The organism is Bradyrhizobium yuanmingense (assembly GCF_900094575.1).
GTDB classification, from domain to species: Bacteria; Pseudomonadota; Alphaproteobacteria; order Rhizobiales; family Xanthobacteraceae; genus Bradyrhizobium; species Bradyrhizobium yuanmingense.
Window position 1 is genome coordinate 647044 of the sequence record NZ_FMAE01000005.1, and the last position, 22993, is coordinate 670036.

The 22993-nt window shown below is 64.9% G+C and carries 21 protein-coding genes; 5 read left to right on the plus strand and 16 right to left on the minus strand.

Annotated features, from left to right (window positions below; translation table 11 throughout):
* Positions 1 to 117 precede the first annotated feature (117 nt).
* A complete protein-coding gene (locus GA0061099_RS20505; protein WP_036025488.1) occupies positions 118 to 1275 on the plus strand; it encodes an MFS transporter in 1158 nt (385 codons plus the stop codon).
* A 31-nt stretch (positions 1276 to 1306) separates the two neighbouring features.
* Positions 1307 to 1498, plus strand: a complete 192-nt coding sequence (locus GA0061099_RS20510) for a hypothetical protein (protein WP_036025490.1) — start codon at positions 1307 to 1309, stop codon at positions 1496 to 1498.
* Positions 1499 to 1586: 88 nt separating this feature from the next.
* Here the strand turns inward: GA0061099_RS20510 and GA0061099_RS42115 are convergent, their stop codons facing one another.
* From GA0061099_RS42115 to dmeF, 5 genes are all read right to left on the minus strand, one after another.
* Positions 1587 to 1922 (minus strand): hypothetical protein, encoded by a 336-nt coding sequence (locus tag GA0061099_RS42115; protein WP_244429334.1) that lies wholly within the window; start codon positions 1920 to 1922, stop codon positions 1587 to 1589.
* Positions 1900 to 3900 (minus strand): S8/S53 family peptidase, encoded by a 2001-nt coding sequence (locus GA0061099_RS20520; protein ID WP_036025491.1) that lies wholly within the window; start codon positions 3898 to 3900, stop codon positions 1900 to 1902. Before GA0061099_RS20520 ends, GA0061099_RS42115 begins: the two co-directional genes overlap by 23 nt.
* 36 nt (positions 3901 to 3936) lie before the next feature.
* Entirely contained in the window at positions 3937 to 4923 is a 987-nt protein-coding gene (locus GA0061099_RS20525) for a phosphatase PAP2 family protein (RefSeq protein WP_050995951.1), read from the minus strand.
* Between the two features lie 198 nt (positions 4924 to 5121).
* The gene (locus GA0061099_RS20530) at positions 5122 to 6954 is read right to left on the minus strand and encodes an adenylate/guanylate cyclase domain-containing protein (protein WP_036025493.1); all 1833 of its coding nucleotides are present in this window, start codon (positions 6952 to 6954) and stop codon (positions 5122 to 5124) included.
* A 288-nt stretch (positions 6955 to 7242) separates the two neighbouring features.
* On the minus strand, positions 7243 to 8202 hold the full coding sequence (gene dmeF / locus GA0061099_RS20535; RefSeq protein ID WP_036014991.1) for a CDF family Co(II)/Ni(II) efflux transporter DmeF: 960 nt from the start codon (positions 8200 to 8202) through the stop codon (positions 7243 to 7245).
* 194 nt (positions 8203 to 8396) lie between these two features.
* On the opposite strand from dmeF, the gene GA0061099_RS20540 reads away from it, so the two are divergent.
* From GA0061099_RS20540 to GA0061099_RS40150, 3 genes are all read left to right on the plus strand, one after another.
* Positions 8397 to 9215 (plus strand): chromate resistance protein ChrB domain-containing protein, encoded by an 819-nt coding sequence (locus GA0061099_RS20540; protein ID WP_036025495.1) that lies wholly within the window; start codon positions 8397 to 8399, stop codon positions 9213 to 9215.
* Entirely contained in the window at positions 9215 to 10597 is a 1383-nt protein-coding gene (gene chrA, locus GA0061099_RS20545) for a chromate efflux transporter (protein WP_036025498.1), read from the plus strand. Before GA0061099_RS20540 ends, chrA begins: the two co-directional genes overlap by 1 nt.
* A gap of 90 nt (positions 10598 to 10687) precedes the next feature.
* Positions 10688 to 10951, plus strand: coding sequence for a hypothetical protein (locus GA0061099_RS40150; protein WP_141697652.1), 264 nt, complete (start codon positions 10688 to 10690; stop codon positions 10949 to 10951).
* Between the two features lie 620 nt (positions 10952 to 11571).
* Here GA0061099_RS40150 and GA0061099_RS20550 read toward each other — a convergent pair.
* The 11 genes from GA0061099_RS20550 to GA0061099_RS20600 all read right to left on the minus strand — a co-directional run bounded on the left by GA0061099_RS20550 (position 11572) and on the right by GA0061099_RS20600 (position 22977).
* A complete protein-coding gene (locus tag GA0061099_RS20550) occupies positions 11572 to 13116 on the minus strand; it encodes a GMC family oxidoreductase (protein ID WP_074448004.1) in 1545 nt (514 codons plus the stop codon).
* Between the two features lie 4 nt (positions 13117 to 13120).
* Positions 13121 to 14671 carry an ABC transporter substrate-binding protein gene (locus GA0061099_RS20555; RefSeq protein WP_036025509.1) on the minus strand — a complete coding sequence of 517 codons (1551 nt, stop codon included), beginning with the start codon at positions 14669 to 14671 and terminating at the stop codon, positions 13121 to 13123.
* Between the two features lie 403 nt (positions 14672 to 15074).
* A complete protein-coding gene (parC, locus tag GA0061099_RS20560) occupies positions 15075 to 17333 on the minus strand; it encodes a DNA topoisomerase IV subunit A (protein WP_036025511.1) in 2259 nt (752 codons plus the stop codon).
* Between the two features lie 64 nt (positions 17334 to 17397).
* Positions 17398 to 17682 (minus strand): hypothetical protein, encoded by a 285-nt coding sequence (locus tag GA0061099_RS20565; protein WP_036025512.1) that lies wholly within the window; start codon positions 17680 to 17682, stop codon positions 17398 to 17400.
* 103 nt (positions 17683 to 17785) lie between these two features.
* Complete coding sequence (gene recO / locus GA0061099_RS20570) at positions 17786 to 18538, minus strand: DNA repair protein RecO (RefSeq protein ID WP_074448005.1); 753 nt, start codon at positions 18536 to 18538, stop codon at positions 17786 to 17788.
* 120 nt (positions 18539 to 18658) lie between these two features.
* Positions 18659 to 19039 carry a hypothetical protein gene (locus GA0061099_RS20575; RefSeq protein WP_036025515.1) on the minus strand — a complete coding sequence of 127 codons (381 nt, stop codon included), beginning with the start codon at positions 19037 to 19039 and terminating at the stop codon, positions 18659 to 18661.
* 21 nt (positions 19040 to 19060) lie between these two features.
* A complete protein-coding gene (gene era / locus GA0061099_RS20580; protein WP_036025516.1) occupies positions 19061 to 19987 on the minus strand; it encodes a GTPase Era in 927 nt (308 codons plus the stop codon).
* A complete protein-coding gene (gene rnc / locus GA0061099_RS20585; RefSeq protein WP_036015029.1) occupies positions 19977 to 20798 on the minus strand; it encodes a ribonuclease III in 822 nt (273 codons plus the stop codon). Before rnc ends, era begins: the two co-directional genes overlap by 11 nt.
* Complete coding sequence (lepB, locus tag GA0061099_RS20590) at positions 20795 to 21559, minus strand: signal peptidase I (RefSeq protein WP_036015031.1); 765 nt, start codon at positions 21557 to 21559, stop codon at positions 20795 to 20797. The genes rnc and lepB overlap by 4 nt, the downstream gene beginning before the upstream one ends.
* 249 nt (positions 21560 to 21808) lie before the next feature.
* Positions 21809 to 22228 (minus strand): holo-ACP synthase, encoded by a 420-nt coding sequence (gene acpS, locus GA0061099_RS20595; RefSeq protein WP_025036721.1) that lies wholly within the window; start codon positions 22226 to 22228, stop codon positions 21809 to 21811.
* On the minus strand, positions 22225 to 22977 hold the full coding sequence (locus tag GA0061099_RS20600) for a pyridoxine 5'-phosphate synthase (protein WP_036025517.1): 753 nt from the start codon (positions 22975 to 22977) through the stop codon (positions 22225 to 22227). Before GA0061099_RS20600 ends, acpS begins: the two co-directional genes overlap by 4 nt.
* Positions 22978 to 22993: the final 16 nt, after the last annotated feature.

The window sequence follows — 22993 nt, forward strand, 5'->3', positions numbered from 1 at the left end:
ATACAACCCAAAGGCTCCCCGCCGGCAGCAGGTCGAATATGCCGCAGACGCGGTTGACGCGCTCTCGCCGCGAGCTGCAAATGCGCCGATGACACGGCCGATCAGAAATACGAGGACATGACCCAGCGCCAGCTTCCGATCATCCTGGCGCTCGGCACCACGCAGACTCTGGCCTGGGCCTCCAGCTATTATCTGCCGGCGCTGCTCGCCGATCCCATGGGGCGCGAGCTCGGTGTCTCCTCCAACTGGATCTTCGGTGCGTTTTCGGCCGCGCTGGTGATCTCCGCAATGCTGGGCCCGCGCATTGGACGGCAGATCGATCTCGTCGGCGGCCGTCAGGTGCTGTCGGCCTCCAACGTGACCATTGCCGCCGGCCTCGTGCTGCTTGGCATATCGCAGTCGGTGATAGTGATGGCGATCGCCTGGCTGGTGCTCGGCATCGGCATGGCGATGGGGCTCTACGATGCCGCCTTCGCGGCTTTGGGGCGCATCTACGGCAGCGAGGCGCGCAGGTCGATCACCGGCATCACGCTGATGGCGGGCTTCGCCTCCACCGTCGGCTGGCCGCTCACCGCCTGGGGCCTCGCCCATATCGGCTGGCGCGAAACCTGTTTCGCCTGGGCCGCCGCCAACATCCTGATCGGCCTGCCGCTCAATTTCTTCATGTTGCCGGCGATCAAGGGCGCCAAGCAGGCGGCGGCCACTGCCGAGAAGCCGCATGTGCCGCTCGATCGTACGATGATCTTGCTCGCCTTCATCTTCGCGGCAGTCTGGACCGTCACCGGCGCGATGGCCGCGCATTTCCCGCGCATCCTGGAGGCGATGGGGGCGACGCCAGCCGAGGCGATCGCGGCCGGCGCATTGATCGGGCCGGCGCAAGTCGGTGCCCGCATGCTGGAGGCCGGCTTCCTCAGCCGCTTCCATCCGCTGTGGTCGACGCGGCTCGCCAGCCTCACCCACCCGCTCGGCGCCGTGATCGTTGCGATTTTCGGCGGCGCTGCGGCGAGCGCGTTCGCGTTGTTCCACGGCTCCGGCAACGGCATTCTGACGATCGCCCGCGGCACCCTGCCGCTGTCGATCTTCGGCCCGAAGGATTTCGGCTATCGCCTCGGCATCATCGGCGCGCCGGCACGGATGGCGCAGGCGGTGGCGCCGCTCGCCTTTGGCCTGCTCATCGACCTCATGGGCGCCAAGGTGCTGATCGTCTCATCCGCGCTCAGCCTCTCGGCGCTGGCAGCACTGTTCCTGATCCGCACCGGGCGGCGGCCAGATTGACCAGATCTGAGCTTTCGCGCACAAGCGGGCCATGAGCGACGATAACAGCCCGCCCCGCACGTTCAAAGACCTCGTGCGCTGGGCGACCACGCCGCCGCAGGCCTGGGGCGTTTATCTGCTCGCGATCCTCCTGGTCTGGCTGGTCTCGTTCTATGCCGGCACGCTGAAACCGAAGAAGACGCCGGAGGCGAGCCCGCCGACAGCAACCGCGCCGAAGAGCTAAGCCACCTTCGACTCGCTGGTCGCAATCCCGATGCCGGCGAACACCGCGACCAGCCCGGCCAGAAGATTGGGTTTGATCGGCTCGCCGATCAGCAGCGCCGCCAAGCGGCGGCGATCGGATTGACCGTCATCGTATTGGCGACCCGGGTCGGCGTCGCCCGCGCCAGCGCCATGACCCAGAGGATGAAGGCGAGCGCGCCGCCGCCGATGCCGAGATAAACGCCGGCAACCCATTGCGCCGCCGTGAAGCGCTCGAGCGCTGCAAAGCTGCCCTTCACCAACCCCGCCAGCACCAGCACGACGGCGAGCCTGTCGGCGATCTTCTGCATCGAGGCCGGCGGCGGCCGGATTGACGCTTGCCCCGATCGGATGCCCTTCCAGCTGGCGCGCTCTTCGCCCACATCACGGCGGATAGAGATCGCCATCACCTCGCTTCTCGTCCGGAGGGCTGGCTGGAGCATCGTGCACCGTCAACGGTCGCCGATCCGCAACCAATCGCGCCAGCTGCGGCGCGGCGGCGCTGGTACCGATGAGCCGAAACACCACGCCGCTTCGATTGCCCCCGGCACGTACACCCTGCAGAGCATCTGACTCGTCGCAGAACAGCGCATAGTCGGGACCAACTCGCCGCGGGAGCGGCCCGGTTCGTACGGGGCCCGCCGACGAATAAGGCGACTTGCGTTTCGGCGCCGACAGAATGTAGCCGCCGGCCACCTGCACACCCGCGACGCTGTCCGTACCGATCCCGTTGAGGGTGCCCAGGCGAGAAACAAGCGAGCCGGTCTTGTCAAATTCCCCACCGGCATACGTGCAGCCGGCCTCGGCCGCGCGGCCCGCCTCCCATCCGGCGTCGATGAAGTACGAACGCTTCGCACCCGTGCGCATGTTCATGTTCGGATCGGTACGTGCCACATAGGCATGAACCTCGCTCCCCAACTCGATGCCCTCCACCTTGATCTTCCAATTCCCATGCTCGGGCACCATGCCGGCTCCCGCGATGGTGGGCTCGACCGCAATCAGCCACACCCTATTGTCACCCCAGTCAACGGGGGCATACGCACCGGTATAGGGCGGAAGCGCCGGTGCAGCGGGCGGCGGGGGTGGGGGACCGGGAGGCGCTGGACCGGCAGTCGACGAGGAGCTACGACCGCCGGGCGAGGTGAGCGTAACAATGACATTGTCCGTGCAGTTCTTCTTCATCCAGACTTCGGCAAAGCAGAGCACGGTATTGTCGGGGGGAAGGCGCCACGTCCATTCGACATGGTCGGGCTCTGCCATGGTTTGCCTGACGAAATGGATGTGCCCATCGCTCAGATAGTTGTTGCCGGCAGGCAGGAAGACGTCGAGCTTTGGACTTACGGAAACGCCGTCATAGTGGGTGACAAGCTCCCTCAGCTTGCCCTCGAGCTCCGACGTGCCGTTGTGAGGTCCGGTTGTCGGCCCGTAGCTGACATTGATCACCACGTTCGTTGTGCCAGAATCGACAAATGACATGATGTAATCGACTGCATCGGCGACGTAACCCTTCAGCCAGACGCCGGTCGCGTCACGAAGGCAGCTCTCGGGAAACTGCACGAACACGATATCTGCTTCGCAAGCGGGATCGGTCAGGGGATCTCCGGGCTGCCAACTTGGCGGATCGCGGCGCGCGATGCGTGCCGAGAGCGGAATGCGTCCGGCGAGGACATCCATTACATGTGCACCATGCGAGGCCTGATGCTTGAGGGTCTTGAAACCTCCACGCGCGTAGCAGCCATCCTCGTCGATCGTGTTTGCCCTCTTGTGCAACTGGATCCAGTCGTTGAGCCCAACCACGCCGGATATGGAGTCTCGAAGGAACTCGAGGCCGTAATTGAAATCGAACGGCTTCTCGCCAAAGACGTCGGCACCTACCGGGATCGGGACTCGGCCTGCGTGCTCGTTCTGATCCCAGACACCGCGCACGCGTGTCCCGGATGCGACACCCGCGATCCTTTTGACAAACTGAGCGGCCGCGAACGGACAGCCATCGTCGATCACGCCGATGAGGAGAGGTGTCGGTGGTTGTTCGCTCGCGGACCTGTTGCGCTGCGCACCCTTTTGTATGGCCGTCGGCTTCAACGGGAGGGACAGCTCGACCCGGGATACGTTGTCGTCCCACGCCCGGAAACTGTCCTTCTCGACAGCCCTTATGTAAGCCCGCATGGTCAGATATCGCGAGTTCGGGCTGGTCAGCCCGAATTCGGCGCCGAAGTCACTAGGACTCATGGCTCTCACAAAATTATCGGCCAGCCCGGCGTGCTTAAGCTCCACGAACAGAAATAGCTTGGACTCCTGCTCGTCGAAAAAATCGAAGTTCTTAAATTCGCTCGCGATTGCGTACCGGAGGTACGGGTCGAAGCATCTCGGCAATTCCTCGGCCATGGAATGCTCTCCACTTCGGTTGCAGGGACGTGTTTCCTACGGAAATCTTGTCGAAACTTCGTAGTAGGCCTTGTCCCATAGTTCCTTCATCAGGAGGGACTGCGTAACAGTCCCTCCTGTGGTTTCCGAATAGAACTTGTTGGCATTGAGCGCCTGGTCAGCATGGAAGGGATTGAAATCCGTGCGAGAGTTACTGTCGGCGTGGCTGGCGTTGAATTTGCGGCTCTTGGTTGCCGTGCTCCCGAGACAACGGCCGACGAAGTACTCGCCCAAGGCGATACCCAGCATCCGCCCTGCCATGCTGTCGACTGGAAAATGGACTCCGGCCACGACCCGATTGGTTGCGATTCGTGCGGCCTGCCGGTCGAGCTGCTCGACGATCTCCGGGAATCCGGATGTCGTCTTGTGCAGGCTCAATAGCCGTTTCAGCACGTAGGCTACCGCGTAAGCCTGCGTCGCATGTCCGCTCGGGAAACTTCCGTGTCCCGGCGTCGTGATCATCGGCTGAACCTGGGCGTTGTATTCCACGGGACGCGAGCACCCCAGCGCATGCTTGAAGCGCATTTCCACGTAAACGCAGAATTGCAGGACCATGTTGATGAGCTCGAATGTCCGCCTGGTCCTCTCGGGATGCAGGTAGACGATCGAGGACCAGAAGGCATACTGGGGATCGATCTGCGCCATGATTTCTGTGGCGCGTTCGTTGCGCAGCTCGGCCCAGCTCACGACCATCTCAATCTGGTCTTGAAACGTCGATTGGACCGGACGCCCTATCTCCGCAATCACGTATGCGGACGAGCGAACCAGGAATGCGTTCGGATCGGCGCCCGACACCTGAAGGGTGATGCCCTGCAGCATCTCCCCGACCGCTGTGTAGGCGCGCACCCACGGCTCCCAGCGATCCAATTGGGCTGGGTCTTCGATCGCCGGCAAGGCCGGCGCGTAGTAGTAAAAATACGGAGAGGTCGGTCGCTCCGGAACAACGATTGTCCCTTCGCGAGCGTGGATGAGTGCATCCACCATGATGGGATTGGCCCAGACGTCGCCGAGTGTGCCAATTATCGCCCCACCGGCCCCTCCAGCGCCGCCCGCTCCGCCTGCACCTCCTGCCCCCCCTGCGCCGCCGGCTCCGCCAGCACCACCTGCGCCGCCTGCTCCTCCCGCCCCGCCTAGTTGAGCCATTGCCTGCCTCCTTATGAAAACAAGTCGGTATGAGGTTAGTCAGCCTGTCGTCGGTAGTCCTGCCACTTCGAGGCAGCGAGCCCAGTGCCTGCCTGTTTCGAGATGCGCATTGGGGAGGCGCCCGATGTATCGATCTAGGGTCAAATGCGGCTCGAGCTCGCACATCTTGCCCAAGGCTTCGCGGGCCTCCGCGACCCGTCCCTGCGAAACGAGTGCGATAGCGAGGACCCGCCACGTAGACGGATGCATGCGATTGAGAATGAGAGATGAGCGCGCGAGCTCTTCCGCCTCGTCGTATCGATGCGCCGATAGAAGCGCCGTGGCGCCCAGGGACTCGAAATAATACCGCTGCGGATCGAGCGGGGAGAGTTTCAGAGCGCGCCGCGTTGCGTCCACGGCTGCCTCGCCGTCGCCTTTGAAGGCGTCGACGGTGCCCCGGTAGAGCCAGCCCAACGCGTGGCTGGGGTTGGCATCGACGGCCTGCTCGCACCGCTTTCGGGCAGCGTCCAGGTCCTTCAACATGTGACAATAGACGAAGCCTTCGGTCGCAAGCGCAAGCGCGTCGGACGGGTCACGGTCGAGCGCCGCGCGAGTGGCGCTCAAGGCCTCGGCGGCCTCGCGTTTGCGGTCCTCGGACCAGCCGCGCGTCATGCGCAGGATGTACCAGTTGGCGAGCCAGGCGCGCGGGGCAGCTATTCGGCCGTGGCGATTGATCAGTTCCTCCAGCACCGTCCGGGTCTGGAGAAACTCCTCCCTGCTCGACCGGTGCATCAGGCGGATGCTGCCAAGCAGCAGCGAGTAGCTTTCTAGCGTCGGTAACGGCTGGGTCAGGATATGCTCGACCTCGGCATCGAAGACCGACAGATGCACTGCAGCGGCGATGCGGTGAGCCAGTTCGCTCTCCGGCTGCAGCAGATCGCCGATATTGCCGCTCAGGCGGTCGGTCCAGACGACTTGATTGGTTCGCGCCGCGGACAGCTCCGCCGTCACCAGAATCCGGTCCGCATCGACCACATAGCTGCCGCTGAGAATGTAGGTGGCACCGAGATGCGCCGATACTTCCGCCACATCGCTGACCCTGCCGCGAAATATGTTGGTCGACAGACGCGAGATCACCTTGAGGTTCGCCGATCTGGAGAGGCACCAGATCACGCTGTCCGCGATCAGGTTACCAACGTCGAGATGCTCCTCCGCGTCCTTGCGCGCGTCGAAGGGGATGACGGCGATCGTCGGCTCCATGGGAGTTCCATAGTCTCGCCGAGCTGCGAGGCTTGGGTGTGGACTGGCCGGACCAACGCGGTAGGCGCGAACCGGCTTGTCAAAGTGCTTGAGGATACAGTCGCCCAAATCTTCGCACAGCGCATCCACTCCGTGCGTCAGCTCGTCGCGCGCCGCAGCGCTGCCAATCGTCTCCCCCGGACTGGCCAGGCTGGCAAGAGCTGTCGCCAGTTGCTCATGCGCGGCCTCGCTGGCGATGGTTTCACCGGGACCGGCAAGAGTTGCGAGCCGGGCTGCGAGGTTGATGCCGGTGCCATAGATGTCAGTGCCGTCACTCCAGGCGGTGGAGGAGTTGATCCCCGCACGAAGCTGGAAGTGTTGATCTTCAGGCCGCCCGGTGTTCTGAACGGCGATACTCCGGTGCATTTCGGCGGCGGCATTGACGGCGTCACGCACGGATTCGAAGCGGGCCATGAGCCCGTCTCCGAGGCTCTTCACGAGGCCGCCGCGATAACGCGGCAGAATTTGGCCGGTGGCAAGTTGGACGAAGTCGGTCCATCGACGCACCGCGGACGCCTCATGCTCCCGCATCAGACGCACGGACTCGACGAGGTCGACCAAGAGGACCACGGTGTCCTGCTGCACGAGGCCCATTGCTCGTCTCTCCGAAGCCCGGCCTCCGCTGACCGGGCTCTCAGGTGAATGGCCCTTAAGGCCGGTACTGCTTCACTACCTTGATGTTGACCGGACCTTGCCCGGCAGTTGCGAACTCAGCGCACGCACGTCCTCATCGAGCGCACGTCAATCCATACTGCGCAGCTGGCCGCTCGGTTATGAACCAGATCACGATTTGCGAAACGCCCGCGTGGGTCGCACTCGCGACAACTCAAAATGAAAACGCAAACTTCTTCTCGTCATGCGCGAAGTCACGTTCACTCACTGCTAATGCGGGCAGGTCTCGACCTCGACCGTGACGTGGCTGAGGCCCTTCAGCCCGGCGAGCCGCCGCTTGTAGACGGCCGGCTGCTTCGGCTTGTCCGACACCACCGAGAGCAGCACGGCACAATGGCCGGGGCCGACCTGCCAGAGATGCAGGTCGGTGACGCGATCCTCACCGACCTCCATGCGGGCGCGGATCACCCGCTCCAGCTTCTCGTCGGCGCGCACGTCGAGCAGCACCGCACCCGATGATTTGATCAGGCCGAATGCCCAGCTCGCGATCACGGCGCTGCCGATCAGACCCACCGCCGGGTCGGCCCAGACCCAGCCGGAATACATGGCAAGGCCGAGCGCTGCGATCGCCAGCACCGAGGTTGCGGCATCGGTCATGACATGGACATAGGCCGCGCGGAGGTTGTTGTCGTGCTGATGGTGGTGATGATCGCGCTCGTGGTCATGCTCGGCGTGGTCATCATGCGCATGGCCATGGCCGTGGTGATGATCGTGGCTGTCGCGCAGCAGCCACACGCTGGCGAGATTGACGCCCAAGCCGAGAGCAGCCACGGCCATGGCCTCGCCGTAGACGATCGGCACCGGATTGATCAAGCGCAGCACGCTCTCATAGGCGATCTCGACCGCGATCAGGCCGAGGATGATCGCGCTGGCGAAGGCGGCAAGATCGCCGAACTTGCCGGTGCCGAAGGTGAAATGCGCATTCCCCAGATGCCGCCGCGCGAAGCGATAGGCGAAGGCGGCAATGCCGAGCGCCGCCGCATGGGTGCCCATGTGCCAGCCGTCGGCGAGCAGCGCCATCGAACCGAACAGCGAGCCGGCGACGATCTCGCCGACCATCATGACCAGCGTCAGCACGACCACGAACCAGGTGCGGCGCTCGTTGTCGTCGTGCTTCTCGCCCAGGAAGGCGTGGTCATGGGTCCATTGTTCGATGGAATGGGAATGCATCGAATTCTCCAGAAGATTCAGCTCTGTTGGCCTCCAATATAGACGGCAGGCACCAATTTTCTAAGGACCAATCGTCCCGCGGATTGACAGTGCTTCTTAGTTTCGCTGTAATCTGCGCCATGGGGATTTGAGCGATCTCCCCACGAGGCGACAGGCCCAAGCATCGCGTCCCGTTTGGTTCTCGAGGACGCATCATGTCTACATTCACGACCATCTCATCCGACAAAATGGCACGGCTGATCGGCACGGCGAATGCGCCTGTTCTGATCGATGTGCGCACCGAGCAGGATTTCGCCGCCGACCGGCGGCTGATTCCCGGCTCCATCAAGCTCGGCCACGACAACGTGGCGGACTGGGGCGGCGCCTTCGCCGGCCGCCGCGCCGTAGTCTCCTGCCTCCGCGGCGAGAAGCTCGCGCAAGGCACCGCGGCCTGGTTACGCCAGCTCGGCGCGCAGGCCGAAACGCTGGAGGGCGGCTTCGAGGGCTGGAAGGCGGCCCAGCTGCCGCTGGTCGACGCCCGCAAGCTGCCGCCGCGGGATGCCAAGGGGCGCACCGTCTGGGTGACGCGGGCGCGGCCGAAGGTCGACCGCATCGCCTGCCCGTGGCTGATCCGCCGCTTCGTCGATCCGGACGCAGTGTTCCTCTATGTCGCGCCGTCCGAGGTGGTCGCCGTCGGCGAGCGGTTCGGCGCAGCGCCCTTCGACATCGAGAACGTGTTCTGGAGCCACCGCGGCGAGCTCTGCACCTTCGACGTGATGATCGAGGAGTTCGGCATCGCGACTCCGCCCCTGCTGCGCCTCGCGACGCTGGTGCGCGGCGCCGACACCGCGCGACCCGACCTCGCGCCGGAGGCGCCCGGCCTGCTCGCGGCCTCGCTCGGGCTGTCGCGCATGTATGACGACGACCTCGAGCAGCTCGAGGCCGGCATGCTGCTCTATGATGCCTTCTACCGCTGGTGCCGCGACGCCACCACCGAGACTCACAACTGGCCGACCAACAAGGTGAAGGCGTAATGGACGTTCGCGCCGATCAAGCGGGAGCTGGTGCCGGTCACGGCATCAGCTTCAACGAAGCTTTCCGCGTCTGGCTCCGTGTCGCCTGCCTGAGCTTTGGCGGGCCCGCGGGCCAGATCGCGGTGATGCACCGCATCCTGGTCGAGGAGAAGAAGTGGATCTCCGAAGGCCGTTTCCTGCACGCACTGAACTATTGCATGCTGCTGCCGGGACCTGAGGCGCAGCAGCTCGCGACCTATGTCGGCTGGCTTATGCATCGCACCGCCGGCGGGCTGATGGCGGGCGGGCTGTTCATCCTGCCCGGCATCATCGCCATCATGGGCCTCAGCTACATCTATGCCGCCTTCGGCAATGTCAGCTTCGTCGAGGCGCTGTTCTTCGGGCTCAAGGCGGCCGTGCTCGCCATCGTCGTCGAGGCGGTAGTGCGCGTCGGCAAGCGCGCGCTGAAGAACCGCATCATGATCGCGCTCGCGGCCGCGGCCTTCGTCGCGATCTTCTTCTTCGCGGTCCCCTTCCCGATCATAATCATCGCCGCCGGCCTCATCGGTTATGCCGGCGCCCGAAGCGGCCGTCCGGAATTCGCGCCGGCCGGTCACGCCCATGGCGGCGGCGCTGCGATCGACAGCATGCTCGGCGAGGCCGTGCCCGATCACGTCCGGCCCAACACGGCGCGCGCGATCCGCGTCGGTGCACTGTGGCTGGCGCTTTGGCTGGTGCCGGTGATCGCACTGCTGATGGCCCTGGGTCAGGCCAATGTGTTCAGCCAGATCGCGCTGTTCTTCTCGAAGATGGCGCTGGTTACGTTCGGCGGCGCCTATGCGGTGCTGGCCTATGTCGCCCAGCAGGCGGTCGAGCATTATCATTGGCTCAAGCCGCATGAGATGCTCGACGGTCTCGGCATGGCCGAGACCACGCCGGGCCCGCTGATCATGGTGCTGCAATTCGTGGGCTTCATGGCGGCCTATCGCGACCCTAGCGGCCTGTCGCCGATGCTCGCGGCCACGCTCGGCGGCCTGCTCGCGACCTGGGTTACCTTCATGCCCTGCTTCCTCTGGATTTTCGTCGGCGCGCCCTACATCGAGCGCCTGCGCGGCAACGCGGGCCTCGCCGGCGCGCTCAGCGCGATCACCGCCGCCGTGGTCGGCGTGATCCTCAACCTGTCGATTTGGTTCGCGCTGCACATCCTGTTCCGCGAGACCGTGCCGGTGCATGCGTTTCCGCTGAACTTCGACATGCCGGTGCTGAGGAGCGTCGACGTGCCGGCGCTGGTGCTGGCGATCGCGGCGGCCACCGCGATCTTCCGGTTCAAGCTCGGCATGCTGACGGTGCTGGCGGGCAGCTGCGCGGCGGGCGTGGCGTTGCGGATGGCCGGGATGATCTGATGCCAGGGACGTGACTAATCGTGAGTCCAGGATGAGTTGGAACGCCGCGGCCGAACGCCACCTAAGCAGGGGGCGTTTGGAGAAACAGCGATGCGTTTCCTTCTGGTTTTCAGTTTTCTGATCACCTTGGTCGGCGCTGCCGACGCCGCACAGGCGCGTCATCCACACCGGCGGCACGCGATTGTCCATTCCGGTCAGGGTATGGTCCCGTCCGGTCCAGCTTCGGGCTTCGCCTACGCGCCGCCCCCGGAAACCTCAGCTTATCCTGGCGCCACTGAATCTTATTTCGGCGCTTCTCAAGGTTATGCGCCCGGCGAAAAGGAGCGGTTTCTCCGCAGCTTGTTCAGTCCATAGACCCGTTCCACCTTGGGCCGGCTCGCTGATGCCGCGGGAAAGCTGCTGAGTCGAACCCAGCAGCCTTCCCTTATTCACGTCGTAAGCGCCGACGTTTGTTAGCGTCGGATTGGATCGTTTGTGCCGCCCGGGCGGATGGTCTGAGGACCGCCCTGGCCGGAACCTGCGCCACTGCCGCCGCCGGAGCCTACGCTGGATCCCGTCGAACTGCCGGTACCTGCATCGCCCGCTCCTGTTCCACCCGCCGCGCCGCTCGTTCCGCCGCTGGTTCCTCCGGCCCCGGCGCTAGCGCCCGCACCTGCGCCGCCCGCTCCACCTGCGCCTGCCCCGCCTCCGGCACCTCCGCCCGCCTGCGCATGGGCGAACCCGATCGACGCGCCAGCAAGCAACGCACACATGGCTACTGAGAAGATTGTCTTTCGCATTGTTCAAACTCCGATTGACGATGACATGCCAATCGAAGCCGCGCGCAAACGTTCCTGATGATATTCGTCGGAGGCTTTCAACATTGGTAGGAACGATGTCGCGCAACGTTGAATTGAGTCTAGGTCCCGCCACTCGCCCATCTTCCGCGACGCAGGCATGACTCAACACAATGCGTCTTGAATCCCGGCTGCCGGCTACCGCATCATCATCCGCGCGATCGCTTCCCCGATCACCACCGTCGTGAAGTGCGTGTTGGCGCGGCAATCGGACGGCATGATCGAGGCGTCGGCGACACGCAAGCCGCCGATCCCTTTCACGGTGCCGTCGGGGTTGACCACGCCATCCGGGTCGTTCCCGCCGCTCATGCGGCAGCTGCCGGCGGCATGCTGGATGTCGCCGGTCTCGCGGCGCAGCACCGCGTCGAGCTCGTGATCGGGCAGGCTGGCGGCCTGCGGCAGCGTCAAATCCGTGTCAGCGAGCCTGATCCAGTCGGCGATGCCTGACAGCGCCGGCTGCGACGTGATGACCGCGAGGCGTTTCACCGCATCGATCATGCGCAGCATGTCGCGCGGATCGGCCAGCATGTTCTCCTCGACGACCGGATCGATTGCAGGATCGGTCGAGGCCAGCTTGAGCGTCCCGCGCGAATAGGCGTTGAACAGCCCCGCGCCGATCGCTCCGGGGTTCCCGATGCCGCGATGATTGAAGGCGATCAGGATCATGTCGCGCTTGCCGCCATTGGCGAGGCCGGAGGAATAGGTCACGCAGCAATTGGTGTGGCGCGTATCCGGATCGGTGGGACGAAGCTCGTCCCGGAGCTGGATCGTGGCGCGAAACAGCGGATGGTCGAAGAAATGGCGGCCGACCGGCAGATCGCGCGTGACAGCAATCCCCATTGCCTTCAACTCCTCGGCCGGCCCGATGCCCGAGCGCAGCAGGATCGCCGGACTGTGGATGGCGCCGGCGCACAGCACGATCTGGCGGGCGCTGATCTCCTGGGTGCCCTGCCCCTCGACATGAACGCGGACACCGGTCGCCCGTCCGTCGCTGATCAGCACGCGATCGACCAGCGCATGCCCGCGGATCTCCAGGTTGGCGCGCCCGCGTGCGGGCTCGAGATAGCCCTCATTGGTGGTGATGCGGCGCAAGTCGCGGCTGTTGATGGGGTAGCACGCAACGCCCTCGCCGTCCGGACCATTGACGTCGGCGCACCAGGGATAGCCGCTCGCAAGTGCCGCATCGCGCAAGCCGCGGTCGATCGGACCCCACTTTTGCAAAGGCGCGCGGTAGACCGGCAGTGGCCCGCCGCGGCCGTGGCCCTCGACATCGCCGAATTCCAGATCGTCCTCGATCACCGAAAACAGCGGCATCACCTCTTTCGCCGACCAGCCGGTGCAGCCATTGGCCGCCCATTCGTCGAACGCATCGGCAACGCCGCGGATCGCGATCTGGCCGTTCATCATCGACGAGCCGCCGAGCCCCTTGCCGCGCCAGTAGAAGCGCGGCTCCTGCCCAGCGACGCGGCGCGTCAGAAGATCGGGCCATTGCCATTTCTCCTGGTACTCGCGCTTGTGGATGATCGGGATCGGATTCGGCGTCCGCACCTCCCAGGGCGCCTCGTCGGCGCGCCAGTCGAGCCCCGCCTCGAGCAGCAGGACGCGCCGTGCGGGATCTTCGGAGAGCCTTGCGGCCACGGCGGCGCCGGCGGAGCCGCCGCCGACAACAATGACATCGTACATCGCGCTACTTCTCAACGTTCCAGAACACCGGGATGGCGGACGGTATCAGACCGCGCAAAGTCGCGCGATAGGCGGCCGGCTGCGCGAACTGGCCCCACGGGATTCCGGGCGCCTGATCGTACATGACGGCCTGGATCTCGCCCGCGATCTTCTTCCGGTCCGCCTCGGCCGGCGCCTTGGCGAAGGCTTCCATCAGAGGGGTGATACGCGCATCGCATTGCCAGCCGGTGAAGTCGGCACAGTTGAAGGCAACCATGACATTGGTCAGCGGCGAGCCGAGGTCGAAGCCGCCGGCGTGGACGCCATAGACGCTCCAGCCCTCCTTCTTGGCGCGGCGCGCCAGCACGCTCGCCCAGTCCATCACCTGCAGATCGACGTTGAAACCTGCAGCCTTCAGCCGCTCGGCGAGCACCTGCGCCGAAACGCGCGGGGCTTCGAGGTCGTTGGCCTGCATCACGACGACGGGCTCGCCGGCATATTTGGTCGCCTTCAGCGCAGCCTTCGCCGCTTCGATCGAGGGCTTTGCGGCGGCTTCCGTGCCGGCCTTGCTCTCGTATGTGGTGCCGCAGGTGAAGTAGGTCGCGCAAGGGGTGGCGTATTTGGCGTCGAGCCCGAGCGCATCCAGCACTTCGCGCTGGTCGACCAGCTTCCACAGCACGCGGCGGATCTCCGGATCATCGAACGGCTTCGAGGCCGCGTTGAGACGGTAGGCGCCGGCGAACATGTTGCCGCCGGTGAAGTTGACGAGCTTGACGCGCGTGTTCTTCTCCAGCTGCGGCAGCAGATCGAACGGCGCGTACTGCATGAAATCGATTTCGCCGGCCTGCAGCGCAGAGGCGGCAGTCGCACCATCGGGAATGACGCGGACCTCGAGCGTGTCGACATTGACGCGCTTGCCGCCGGCCAGGAAGTCCGCGGGCTCGGGACGCGGCACATAGTCGCCGAACTTCTTCAGGATCATGCGGTCGCCGGTGCGGTGGTCGGCCTTGCTGTAGACGAACGGGCCGGAGCCGACGATCTCGGTGGTGCGCTGGTCGCCGGGCGTCCTCGCGATGCGTTCGGGCATCATGAAAGCGACCGGGCTGACGGGATTGCCGAGCGCGTCGATGACGAGGCCGGACGGCTCCTTCAGCGTCAGCACGAAGGTTTTCGCATCGACCGGCTCGAGCGAAGCCGTGATCGCGAAAATGCGGCGGCCGAGTGCGCTGCGGGTGCCCCAGCGACGCAGCGAGGCCACGCAATCGGCTGCCGTGACGGGCTGGCCGTCGTGCCATTTCAGGCCGTCGCGCAGCGTGAACGTATAGGTCAAGCCATCGGGCGAGACTTTCCAGTCCTGCACCATTTGCGGCTTGATGTCGCCCTTGGCATCCTTCGCAAACAGCGTGTCGAACACCATGTAGCCGAACGTGCGCGAAATATAGGCCGTGGAGAAATGCGGATCGAGCGTGACGATCTCCGCCTCGAGCACCGCGACGAGATTGCCCGCCGCATGCGCGGGCGCCGCCACCAGCGCAAGGCCGAACAGCGCGGGAATGAAAGTCTTCAGTTTGAGCATTGGGGTGTTTTTGCCTTTTGACCAGCCGTTTGCGTTCAGCAGGAAAAAAGCAATGTTCGTGCCCACACGTATGCGCTCATAGCTAGCTGCCACGCGTTTGCAGGATGCACATACTTAGAGTTGGAGAGCGAGGCTGGCGCAGCTCGTCATTGCGAGCGCAGCGAAGCAATCCAGAGTCTTTCCGCGGTGGGATTCTGGATTGCTTCGCTGCGCTCGCAATGACGGTGGAGCAGAGAGCACAACACGCGCTGTCGCCGCCCGGCTTGACCGGGCGACCCAGTATTCCAGAGACAGCTGATGGATACGGAGAAGCCGCGGCGTACTGGATGCCCCGCCCCCGTGCGCAATTGCGCACTAGGCGGGGCATGACAGCGTCGTTGCGGCGACAGTTGGGGCCAGTGCCCTACCCGATCACTCGACCGAACTTGTTCGACTTCGGGAAACCCTTCGGCGGCAGGCGGCCGGCGTCGGCGCGCGTGCCCTGCCACTCCGCCAGCTCCTTCATGGTCGCGGAGAATTCGCGTCCTGCGGAATCCTTCCAGGTCAGGCCCGCCTTGGCGTCGAATACCGCAACGTCGGACAGGCCGCCGTCCTTGTATTTCTGCAGGCGCACGCCGCGGCCGCGGGCCATCTCCGGCACCTGGTCGAGCGGGAAGACCAGCATCTTGCGGTTCTCGCCGATGACGGCGACGGTGTCGCCCGTCACCTCGGTGATCGCGCGGGCCTCGTTCGGCATGTCCACGTTGAGGACCTGCTTGCCCTTCTTGGTGGTGCCAACGCAATCGTCCTCGTTGACCACAAAACCCTGGCCCTCGTGGCTGGCGACCAGGAATTTGCGGCCGCCCTTGTTGACGAACAGCGCGACGGGCGCGGCCTCCTGCTCGAGGTCGATGAACAATCGGATCGGCTCGCCATGGCCGCGGCCGCCCGGCAGCTTGGCGACGTCGAGCGAGTAGAACTTGCCGTTGGTGGCGAACAGCAGGAGCTTCGAGGTCGTCTCGGCGAAGAAGGCGAAGCCGAGCTTGTCGTCCTGCTTGAAGGCAAGGCCCGAGAGATCCTCGACATGCCCCTTCATGGTGCGGATCCAGCCCTTGTCGGAGACGACCACCGTCACCGGCTCGCGCTCGACGAAGGCCTCCTCGATCGCGGCGAGGTCGTGCTCGGGCGCATCCGCGAAGGTGGTGCGACGCTTGCCGAGCGGTGTCTTCGGTCCGAACATGTCGCGGACCTTGCCGACCTGCTCGCCGACCTTCTTCCACTGCTCGGCTTCGGAGGCGAGCACCGCATTGATGCCCTTGAGCTCGGCGCGGAGGTTCTTGTCCTCGGTGCGGATCTCCATCTCCTCGAGCTTGCGCAAGGAGCGCAGGCGCATGTTGAGGATGGCTTCCGCCTGCACCTCGGTGAGCTTGAACGCCTTCATCAGCTCAGGCTTCGGCTCGTCCTCGGTGCGGATGATCCTGATCACCTTGTCGATGTTCAGGTATGCGATCAGGAAGCCGCCGAGCACTTCCAGCCGGTGCTCGATCTGCGCCTTGCGGTAGTTGCTGCGGCGGATCAGCACGTCGCGCAGATGGTCGAGCCATTCGCGCAAGCACTCCGCGAGCCCCACGACCTTGGGGATGCGCCCCTTGATCAGGACGTTGAGGTTCAGCGGAATCTTGTTTTCGAGCTCGGTGAGGCGGAACAGCGATTCCATCATCAGCGCCGGATCGACGTTCTTCGACTTCGGCTCGATCACGATGCGGACGTCTTCGGCCGACTCGTCCCTGATGTCGCCGACCAGCGGCAGCTTCTTCTGGTCCAGCAGCTCGGCGACCTTCTCGATCAGACGCGACTTCTGCACCAGGAACGGAATCTCGGTGACGACGACGACCCAGGTGCCGCGCGCACCCTCCTCCTGCGTCCACCGCGCCCGGACGCGGAACGAGCCGCGGCCGGTCGTGTACGCTTCCGCAATCGCCTGCTTGGAATCGACGATGATGCCGCCGGTCGGGAAGTCCGGCCCCTTGACCCATTTCAAGAGGGCCTTGGATTTCGCGTCGGGCTTCTCGATCAGATGCAGCGCGGCGTCGCACAGCTCGGCGGCGTTGTGCGGCGGGATCGAGGTCGCCATGCCGACCGCGATGCCCTGCGCGCCGTTGGCGAGCAGGTTCGGGAAGCCGCCCGGCAGCACGATGGGCTCTTTCGACTGGCCGTCGTAGTTGGCGCGGAATTCGACCCCATCCTCGTCGATGCCCTCGAGCAGAAGCCGCGCGACGTCGGTCATGCGCGCTTCGGTGTAGCGGTAGGCGGCGGGGTTATCGCCGTCGATATTGCCGAAATTGCCTTGGCCGTCGACCAGCGGATATCGTGAGGAGAAATCCTGCGCGAGGCGGACCATGGCGTCGTAGATCGCCTGGTCGCCGTGCGGATGGAACGAGCCCATCACGTCGCCGACGATCTTGGCCGACTTCTTGAAGGCCGTGCCGGGGTCGAGCCTGAGCAGGCGCATGCCGTAGAGGATGCGCCGGTGCACCGGCTTCAGGCCGTCGCGCGCGTCCGGCAGCGCACGGTGCATGATGGTGGAGAGGGCATAAGCGAGATAGCGCTCTTCCAGCGCCTCACGCAGCGGCACCTCGTGGATTTCAGCCGGTTCTTCCGGCGGAACGATTCGTTTTCCCATGCCGCCCGGTTAAACCGTGGAAGCGAATCGGGCAAGGATCGAATGGTTCCCTGTGGGCGACGTACTAACCTGCCCAGCCGGCTGTGACGGTCTGGGTTGGGGCTGGACCAGGTGTTTGCGCAGGCGCCGGCGCATTGGTCAGGCAACGGCGGGCGGCCTCGATCTCGGCGTCGGTCGCGCCCCGCGACCGCGCCCATGTCTCTGCAGCGGCAGCGGAATATTTCGCCACATAGTACCGCACCACCGTGCACGAGGCCCGGCGAAACGCCCCGGGCTGCGGCTCGCCAGCCATGGCGTCGGGCGCGAACGCAAGCAGCGTCGCCGACAAGGCGAATCCCTTGATCAACATTTGGGCTGTCCCCCGGATGTGGAACCTCAAGCCCCAAGTCCGCGCGGGCCGATTTCGTTCCAGGGAACTGCATGCTGCTGGGCAAGGCTGAGCAGCTACTACGTCATGGCGCCGGGATCGCCGCCCTCGCCTGCTGCCGCATCAGGGCGTTGATGAAGCCGGCCCGCGCATCGGAATGGCCTTGGCCACGCGGCTCCAGCACGTGGCGGAGCAGGAACAGGCCGGTGAGCCGAAAACCGTCCTGGAGATCCTGCTCGGTGAGATCGCCCGCGGTTTCGCCCTGGCGCAGGAACGGCGGCAGCCGCAACAGCCGGTCGCGCCACGGCTCGCCCGCGCCGCGCGATACCGCGCCGCCTGATTTCGGCGAGACATAGATCAGGTCCGTGGTCTCGCCGGTCACGGCACAATTGTCCAGCGCCAGGCCAAAACCCAGCTCGGCGAGCATCGCCAGCTCGAAATGGATCAGGTGCACGGCCGCGCTGCCGATGTCGTCGAAATCGTCGAGCGAATGCTCGAGCAGCGCAAAGATGTCCTCATGCGGATCGCGCTCCGGCAGCAGCCGCGCGACGGAGGCGAGATGGGTGACGCCGTAGACGCCGTGGGACGATGCCAGCAGCGTTGCCGCGCGCAGCTTCAATCCCTCGATGGCGTAGGTGCCCAGATGCTCGTCGAGCCGCGCCCGCCACACCGCACTGACGCTGTTCCCCGGTTGCAGCAGCGGCCGCATCCGCGAGCCGGCGCCACCGCGGACGAGGCCGAGATGCCGGCCATGCGCGCGCGTCAACAGCTCGACAATGGCGCTGGACTCGCCATGCCGCCGCACCCCCAGCACGATGCCTTCGTCGGACCATTCCATAGGGGAAGTGTAGCGGATTCCGGCGTTCAATCGTAGGGCGGATTAGCCGAAGGCGTAACCCGCCAATCGCCCGTGCACGTCAAAGGTGGATTACGCTTCGCTAATCCACCCTACGGCGCCTCACGCGTTGAACCAGTCCCGCGCGTCGCCGCTGAAGGAGAAATACAGGCCCATCGTCGTCAGCGCGCAGGAGACGATCTCGATGGCGCTGTCGAGCTCCAGGCCCTTCTCGCCGATGATCTGGCCGAGCGAGATCACCGACAACACGAGGGCCGCCGCCAGCACCCAGCGTGGCCAGTTCTTGCGATGATGCGCGGCCAGCCGGACGAAATAGAGCAGCAGGAGGATCATGCCGCCGGCGAGCAGCGTCGCGGTCATGATCATCTGCTCGGTCACCGCGGCATTGGGCGTGCGGTCCTGCACGGCGACCGAGACGGCGTCCAGCATCAACGATGCATAGAGCAGCGCTTCGAAGCGCTGGACGTTGGTGGGTAGGCTCATCGAATGCCGATCTTTTCTTGGTTATTCTTTTGGGAAGTCCAGGCCCATCTCGCGATAGCGATCGGGATCGTCGCCCCAGTTCTCGCGCACCTTGACGAACAGGAACAGGTGCACCGGCACGTCCAGAATCTGCATCAGCTCTTTCCGCGAGTCGGCGCCGATCGACTTGATGGTGGCGCCGCCCTTGCCGAGCACGATCTTGCGCTGGCTTTCGCGCTCGACATAGATCGTCTGCTCGATCCGCACAGACTTGTCCTTGCGTTCCTCCCACTTGTCGGTCTCGACCGTGGACTGGTAGGGCAATTCCTGGTGCAGCTTCTGATAGATCTTCTCGCGGGTGATCTCGGCCGCCAGCTGCCGCATCGGCGCGTCCGACATCTGGTCCTCGGGGTAGAGGAACGGACCCGGCGGCACCATGTCCGCGAGCGTCTTGCGGATGTCGTCGACGCCATCGCCCGAGATCGCCGAGATCATGAAGGTCCTTGCGAACGCCATGCGCTCGTTGGCGGCCCGCGCCAGCGCCAGCAGCTTCTCGCGCTGGACCAGGTCGACCTTGTTGATGACGAGAATCTTGTCGTGATTGACGCTGGCGGCCTTGGCGAGGATCGCCTCCGCCTCCTCGTCGATGCCCGTTTTGGCATCGAGCAGCACGCAGACCAGATCGGCATCATGCGCCCCGCTCCAGGCGGTCGAGACCATGGCACGGTCGAGCCGGCGCTTGGGCGAGAAGATGCCGGGCGTGTCGACAAGGATAATTTGCGCGTTGTTCTCGATGACGATACCGCGGATCAGCGCGCGCGTGGTTTGCACCTTGCGCGAGACGATCGTGACCTTGGCGCCGACCAGCGCGTTGACCAGCGTCGACTTGCCGACATTCGGCGCGCCGATCAGCGCGACGAAGCCGCAGCGCGTCGCGCCGGGTGCCCCGCCGCTTGCTTCAACCGTCATTGCTGCCGCCGACGCCTTCGCGTTCGATCATCACTGACGCTGCCACTTTCTCTGCCGCGCGCTTGCTGCCGCCGATACCCTCGGCGGGGGCCAGGCCCGGCAGATCGACGGCGACACGGAACTGCGGATCGTGATGCGGGCCGGTGCGCTCGACCTCGCGATAGACAGGCGTCGGCAGTCCCTTGCCTTGCGCCCATTCCTGCAGCACGGTCTTGGGATCGCGCAAGGGCCGGCGCGGCTTGTGCATCCGCTCGGTCCAGTTGCGCTTGACGAATTCGGCTGCCGCCGCATGGCCGCCGTCGAGGTAGATGGCGCCGATCACGGCCTCGCAGATGTCGCCGAGGATGGATTTGCGCAGGCGGGCATCGGCACTGGAGCCGACCGAGCCCAGCTTGATGTCGTCGACGAGACCGAGCGACTTGGCGACGTCCGCGCAGCTCTCCTTGCGCACGAGCTCGGCAAGCCGCTTGGACAGCTCGCCCTCATCGGCGTTCGGGAAGGCGTGATAGAGCATGTCGGAGACGACGAGCCCGAGCACGTGGTCGCCGAGGAATTCCAGCCGCTGATAGCTGTCGCCTCGCTTGCGCCCGGACTTCAGGGCCGAGACATGCGTGATCGCCTGCATCAGCATATTTGGATCGGCGAAGCTGTGGCCGATCCGCGCCTCGAGCGCCGCGTTGGCATTCGTGCCCTTGGCCTTGCTGCTCCGCGGCCGTTTCTTCTTGGCAGGCGCCTTCGCCGCAGCTTCGCCCTCGGGAGCGGCTTGCACCTCGGTCGGTTGGATCGCGATGTCCTTGGCTTCGTCTTTCATCGGACGATTTTGAAGAACCGATTCCAGCGCACCGCCCACGGCCAGCGCCAGAGCATCCAGGCGTGCTCGCCTTCAGCGATGGAGAAGAAGATCATCTGGGCGCGGCCGATCAAGTGCTCCTGCGGGACGTAGCCGACCTGGCCGAGAAAGCGGCTATCGGTGGAGTTGTCGCGGTTGTCACCCATCATGAAGAAGTGGCCGGCCGGGACGGTGTAGACGTTGGTGTTGTCCATGTAGCCGTTGTCGGCGCAGTCCAGCGTCTCATAGGACACGCCGTTCGGCAGCGTCTCCTTCCAGCGCTTCACCCGGGAGATGCCGCCGCCTTCCGAGCCGCAAGGGTCCTCGCCGACATATTCGCTCATGCGCTGCCGCTCGACGGGCGTATCGTTGATGTAGAGCAGCCCGTCCCGCATCTGGACACGGTCGCCGGGAAGGCCGATCACGCGCTTGATGTAGTCGGTGGAATCGTCCTTCGGCAGGCGAAACACGACGATGTCGCCACGAGCGGGGTCCGAGCCCCAGATCCGTCCTGAGAACAGCGGCGGCGAGAATGGAATCGAGTAATGGCTGTAGCCGTAGGAATATTTCGAGACGAACAGATAGTCGCCGACCAGCAGCGTCGCCTTCATCGAGCCGGACGGGATGTTGAAGGGCTGAAACAGGAAGGTGCGGATCACGAGCGCGATCAGGAGAGCATGAATGACGACTCGGATCGTTTCGCCGACGCCGCTCTCAGTTTTCGTTCCCGAAGTCACGCTCATTGCTCTCTCAATTCCGGCCGGCGATCATAGAGCGCCCTCCTCCCGCGAACGGCCCACCGGTTCGCGGCGCAAGGAGATTGTCCTGATTCTGATAGTGAGGGCCAATTCCGGCGTAAAGCCGAATTCGCCCAGGCTGATTTGCGTTCGCGGACTTTTAGACGGTTGTCGGAGGCCACGCAATCAAGGATCGCATCAAAACTGATTAAGATATTGATTTATAAAGAAAATCACAAAACGCCCGAGCCGCGATCAAGGTTTCGGCAGCGGGACGGCGGAAATGACGACAAAAGCCTGCGCCAGCGGCCAGTCGTCGGTGATCGAAAGGTCGATCCGCGCCTCGAACCCCTCCGGTGTCAGGGCCTGGAGCCGGGCCAGCGCGCCGCCGGTCAGCTGCATGGTCGGCCGCCCGCCCGGCAGGTTGACCACCCCCATGTCGCGCCACCAGACGCCGCGCCTGATGCCGGTGCCGAGTGCCTTGGAGCAGGCCTCCTTGGCGGCGAAGCGCTTGGCGTAGGTCGCCACCACCATCTTCTCGTTCTTGGCGCGCCGTTCCGCCTTGGCACGCTCGGCCGCGGTGAAGATGCGGTCGAGAAAACGCTCGCCGTGGCGCTCGATCACCTTGGCGACGCGGGTGATGTCGATCAGGTCGGAGCCGATGCCGATGATCATGCCCGGCTCCGGCCACGATCCATCGCCCCGCGCATGCTGCGCACGGTCTCGGCCAGCCCCACGAACAGCGCCTCGCCGATCATGTAATAGCCGATGTTCAGCTCCATGATTTCGGGCAAGCTCGCGATCTTCTCCGCCGTCGCATAGTCCAGCCCGTGGCCGGCGTGAACCTCGAGTCCCGCGTCCTTCGCCAGCTTCACCCCGGCCACGATCCGCTGCCATTCAGCCTCGGCCTTGTCGGTGTGGCCATCGACGACGGCATCGCACCAGGCACCGGTGTGGATCTCGATCACAGGGGCGCGCAGCCGTGCCGCCATCTCGATCTGGGCGGGATCGGCCGCAATGAACAGCGAGACGCGGATGCCGGCCTCGCTCAGCCGCGCGATATAGGGCGCGAGCGCGCTGCGCTGGCCGACCACGTCCAACCCGCCTTCGGTCGTCACCTCCTGGCGCCGCTCCGGCACCAGGCACACCGCGTGCGGCTTGGTGGCGAGCGAGATCCGCATCATGTCGTCCGTCGCGGCCATCTCGAAATTGAGCGGCTTGGAGATCTCCGCCTTCAGGCGCGCCATGTCCTCGTCGCGGATGTGCCGGCGGTCCTCGCGCAAATGTGCGGTGATGCCGTCGGCGCCGGCCTCGATCGCGAGCAGCGCGGCGCGCACCGGATCGGGATGGCGGCCGCCGCGCGCGTTACGCACGGTTGCGACGTGATCGATATTGACGCCGAGGCGGAGCGGAGGTGCGGGCATTTCAGAACTCGCGAAA

Bases quoted from the DNA above. Each gene is read 5' to 3' on its own strand.
- GA0061099_RS20565 (WP_036025512.1), bottom strand. From the start codon at position 17,682: ATGTTGATCAAGGGATTCGCCTTGTCGGCGACGCTGCTTGCGTTCGCG.
- GA0061099_RS20525 (WP_050995951.1), bottom strand. From the start codon at position 4,923: ATGGTGGATGCACTCATCCACGCTCGCGAAGGGACAATCGTTGTTCCG.
- recO (WP_074448005.1), bottom strand. From the start codon at position 18,538: ATGGAATGGTCCGACGAAGGCATCGTGCTGGGGGTGCGGCGGCATGGC.
- GA0061099_RS20540 (WP_036025495.1), top strand. From the start codon at position 8,397: ATGTCTACATTCACGACCATCTCATCCGACAAAATGGCACGGCTGATC.
- GA0061099_RS42115 (WP_244429334.1), bottom strand. From the start codon at position 1,922: ATGGCGATCTCTATCCGCCGTGATGTGGGCGAAGAGCGCGCCAGCTGG.
- GA0061099_RS20600 (WP_036025517.1), bottom strand. From the start codon at position 22,977: ATGCCCGCACCTCCGCTCCGCCTCGGCGTCAATATCGATCACGTCGCA.
- GA0061099_RS20505 (WP_036025488.1), top strand. From the start codon at position 118: ATGACCCAGCGCCAGCTTCCGATCATCCTGGCGCTCGGCACCACGCAG.
- rnc (WP_036015029.1), bottom strand. From the start codon at position 20,798: ATGAAAGACGAAGCCAAGGACATCGCGATCCAACCGACCGAGGTGCAA.
- GA0061099_RS20555 (WP_036025509.1), bottom strand. From the start codon at position 14,671: ATGCTCAAACTGAAGACTTTCATTCCCGCGCTGTTCGGCCTTGCGCTG.
- parC (WP_036025511.1), bottom strand. From the start codon at position 17,333: ATGGGAAAACGAATCGTTCCGCCGGAAGAACCGGCTGAAATCCACGAG.
- GA0061099_RS40150 (WP_141697652.1), top strand. From the start codon at position 10,688: ATGCGTTTCCTTCTGGTTTTCAGTTTTCTGATCACCTTGGTCGGCGCT.
- GA0061099_RS20530 (WP_036025493.1), bottom strand. From the start codon at position 6,954: ATGGGCCTCGTGCAGCAGGACACCGTGGTCCTCTTGGTCGACCTCGTC.
- GA0061099_RS20510 (WP_036025490.1), top strand. From the start codon at position 1,307: ATGAGCGACGATAACAGCCCGCCCCGCACGTTCAAAGACCTCGTGCGC.
- GA0061099_RS20520 (WP_036025491.1), bottom strand. From the start codon at position 3,900: ATGGCCGAGGAATTGCCGAGATGCTTCGACCCGTACCTCCGGTACGCA.
- chrA (WP_036025498.1), top strand. From the start codon at position 9,215: ATGGACGTTCGCGCCGATCAAGCGGGAGCTGGTGCCGGTCACGGCATC.
- GA0061099_RS20575 (WP_036025515.1), bottom strand. From the start codon at position 19,039: ATGAGCCTACCCACCAACGTCCAGCGCTTCGAAGCGCTGCTCTATGCA.
- dmeF (WP_036014991.1), bottom strand. From the start codon at position 8,202: ATGCATTCCCATTCCATCGAACAATGGACCCATGACCACGCCTTCCTG.
- era (WP_036025516.1), bottom strand. From the start codon at position 19,987: ATGACGGTTGAAGCAAGCGGCGGGGCACCCGGCGCGACGCGCTGCGGC.
- lepB (WP_036015031.1), bottom strand. From the start codon at position 21,559: ATGAGCGTGACTTCGGGAACGAAAACTGAGAGCGGCGTCGGCGAAACG.
- GA0061099_RS20550 (WP_074448004.1), bottom strand. From the start codon at position 13,116: ATGTACGATGTCATTGTTGTCGGCGGCGGCTCCGCCGGCGCCGCCGTG.
- acpS (WP_025036721.1), bottom strand. From the start codon at position 22,228: ATGATCATCGGCATCGGCTCCGACCTGATCGACATCACCCGCGTCGCC.